Source organism: Mycobacterium sp. TH-M25, from assembly GCF_057473665.1.
In genome coordinates this window covers 1-2973 of sequence record NZ_JBYCLA010000556.1, presented here as the reverse complement: position 1 = coordinate 2973, position 2973 = coordinate 1, and the positions used below count along the sequence as shown (strand labels likewise).

Here is a 2973-nt window from a genome sequence, read left to right as displayed (position 1 = left end):
TCCACCGGCAGTGGACCAATCATCGGTGGCGGAGGCGCCGCAGCGGAGCAGCAGATGTCACAGCAACTGAAAAGCCTCGGCGATGCCAATGTCCAAGAGGTTGACGGCTCGGACGCAGCTCAATTCATCACGGCTGCAGCCGCTGTCGCCAACCGTGACCTCGCCTCCCCCTTCATGTCATTGCAGCGAGCGTTGGGATGCCAACAGAACAACGCGGGGTTCGGGGCACGTGCCTACCGACGGACCGACGGGCAGTGGGGAGGCGCGATGCTGGTCATCACCAAGAGCTCGTTCCCCAACGTCGACGCCCTGACCGCCTGCGCCAAGTCCAGTTGGCGTCGAGCCACGGCGGGCGGGCTCAATTCGATGTGCAACAGCGGCTGGGCCTACCCCCCTCCGGCGCTAAGTAACCGCGGCGCTGAGACCTACTACGTCTTGCTCGCCGGCACCGCCTCAGACTTCTGCAGTGCGCTCAACGGCAACTACCGGAACAATGCCTCCGGGTGGCCGTAGGCAAGGATAGCGGGTCAGTGGAGTCGTACGGTGTAACCCAGAGACTCGAAGGACCGGAAAGGAGAAGCATGTCGCGCCCATCCAGCGAGCCCTCGGCTGTCACTAGTCACCACCGCGTCGTCATCATCGGAAGCGGATTTGGCGGCCTGAATGCGGCCAAGGCGCTCAACCGGACCGACGTTGACATCACCCTCATCTCGAAGACAACCACTCATCTGTTCCAGCCGCTGCTGTATCAAGTGGCCACCGGGATCTTGTCCGAAGGAGATATCGCCCCGACCACCCGGCTGATCCTGCGTAAACAAAAGAATGTCCGGGTGCTGCTGGGTGAGGTCAACGCCATCGACCTGAACGCGAAGACGGTCACATCGAAATTGATCGACATGGAGACGGTAACACCCTACGACAGCCTCATCGTGGCCGCCGGCGCGCAGCAGTCGTACTTCGGCAACGACGAGTTCGCCACCTTCGCGCCCGGCATGAAGACCATCGACGATGCCCTGGAGCTGCGCGGTCGCATCCTCGGCGCGTTCGAGGCCGCCGAGGTCGCTACCGATCCGGCCGAGCGGGAACGCCGGCTGACGTTCGTGGTCGTCGGCGCCGGACCGACCGGCGTCGAGGTGGCCGGACAGATCGTCGAACTCGCCGAACGAACTCTGGCTGGGGCATTTCGGACCATTACGCCCAGTCAGTGCCGGGTGGTCTTGCTCGACGCCGCGCCCTTGGTGCTGCCGCCGATGGGAGAAAAGCTGGGTAACAAGGCGCAGCGCCGGCTGGAAAAGATGGATGTCGAAGTCCAGCTCAACGCGACGGTGACCGCCGTCGACTACAAAGGCATCACCATCAAAGATAAGGGCGGCGGTGAACGCCGCATCGAATGCGCGTGCAAGGTGTGGGCCGCGGGCGTGGCCGCCAGCCCGCTGGGCAAGATGATCGCCGAGCAGTCCGATGGCACCGAAATCGACCGCGCCGGACGGGTGATCGTGGAGCCCGACCTCACCGTCAAGGGACACCCGCACGTCTTTGTGATCGGCGATCAGATGTCGGTGCCCGGTGTACCGGGAATGGCGCAGGGGGCGATTCAGGGGGCGCACTACGCCACCACAGTGATCAAGCACTCGGTGAAAGGCCACGATGATCCGGCCAATCGTAAGCCGTTCAAGTATTTCAACAAGGGCAGCATGGCGACGATCTCCCGATACAGCGCGGTCGCGCAGGTCGGCAAGTTGGAGTTCGCCGGCTTCATCGCTTGGTTGGCGTGGCTGGTGCTGCACCTGTACTACCTGATCGGCCATCGGAACCGGATCGCCGCCCTGTTCGCCTGGGGGATCTCCTTCTTGGGTCGCACTCGCGGCCAGATGGCCATTACCAGTCAGATGATCTACGCCAGACTGGTCATGAACTGGATGGAGCAACACACGCAGGCGCAAGGCGTTCTTGCCGCCGCCGAAGAAGCCGAACACGCCGAACAATCGGCCGCCGGCTAACGGTTCCGGCGTGACGAATAGTTTTGTCCTACAGGGTATCCCAGTCATATCCGCCGCGCCGTAGGCGCTTTTCCCCCGAGTTAACGCGAAGGATCAGGGGCGACGGTGAAGGCGTAGGCGCAGATCCTTGGGTTTGAGTGACACTGTCTCTGACACCTGAAGTTGGTAACCCGGGTATGGCTCCAAGGTGAATTGGTGCAGAATCATCGCTAGCGTCAGCAGGATTTCATGGAGGGCGAACTGCCTGCCGATGCATGCCCGCGAACCGGTGCCGAACGGCTTGTAAATGCGGGGTGGTCGTTTGCGGATGTTCTCGGGGAGAAATCGGTCTGGGTTGAACTGGTCGGCATCGTCTCCCCAGGGGCGGTCACGGTGGGCTGCTACTAGGAAGACAAATACCCGATCCCCCGCTGTGAATCGGTAACGTCCTTCCCCGAGCGTGGTGTCGGTCTTGGCCTGTCGGAAATACCCTGGTGCAATTGGCCATAGGCGCAGCGTCTCGTCAACGATCCGGCGTAGGTATCGCAGTTTGGCAACGTCATCGAACGATACCTCGGGGATGTCCCGGTCTGGCCAGCGCTGGTCCACCTCGGCACGTGCTGCGGCAGCCATGCCCGGATTGGTCGCGAGGTCGTGCAGTGCAAAGGCGATAGTGTTGGCGGACGTTTCACTGCCGGCGATGAGCAAGGTCATAGCCTGGTTGACGATGTTGGCCTCATCTAGGCGTTCGCCTGTGTCGGGATCTGTTTCGTGCAGCATGATATCGAGCATGTCTTTGGCGGCATCGTCGCGACTATCGCTGTTGCGGCGAGCCTCGATGATGGCAGCGACCTGCTCGCGCAGGTATTGCGTGTCGCGTTGGTGCTGGTTGCGGCCGCGCCGGCCCAGCAGCTGCTCATAGAGAGGAAGGGCGTCGGTACGAACTTTGCCTATTGCGTACTTCAGCCCACGCAAGAAGGCTGTGTTGAACGGG

3 protein-coding genes are annotated in these 2973 nt (G+C 62.2%); 2 read left to right on the top strand and 1 reads right to left on the bottom strand.

Annotated elements, in window-relative coordinates; all coding sequences use genetic code 11:
- Both AC2VOU_RS18525 and AC2VOU_RS18520 read left to right on the top strand, forming a co-directional pair.
- On the top strand, nucleotides 1–513 hold a 513-nt coding region (locus AC2VOU_RS18525; protein WP_486958680.1), incomplete at its 5' end, for a hypothetical protein.
- Between the two features lie 68 nt (nucleotides 514–581).
- Nucleotides 582–2000: an NAD(P)/FAD-dependent oxidoreductase gene (locus AC2VOU_RS18520; protein ID WP_486958679.1), complete on the top strand. Its 1419-nt coding sequence runs from the start codon at nucleotides 582–584 to the stop codon at nucleotides 1998–2000.
- A 93-nt stretch (nucleotides 2001–2093) separates the two neighbouring features.
- Here AC2VOU_RS18520 and AC2VOU_RS18515 read toward each other — a convergent pair.
- On the bottom strand, nucleotides 2094–2973 hold an 880-nt coding region (locus tag AC2VOU_RS18515), incomplete at its 5' end, for a cytochrome P450 (protein WP_486958678.1).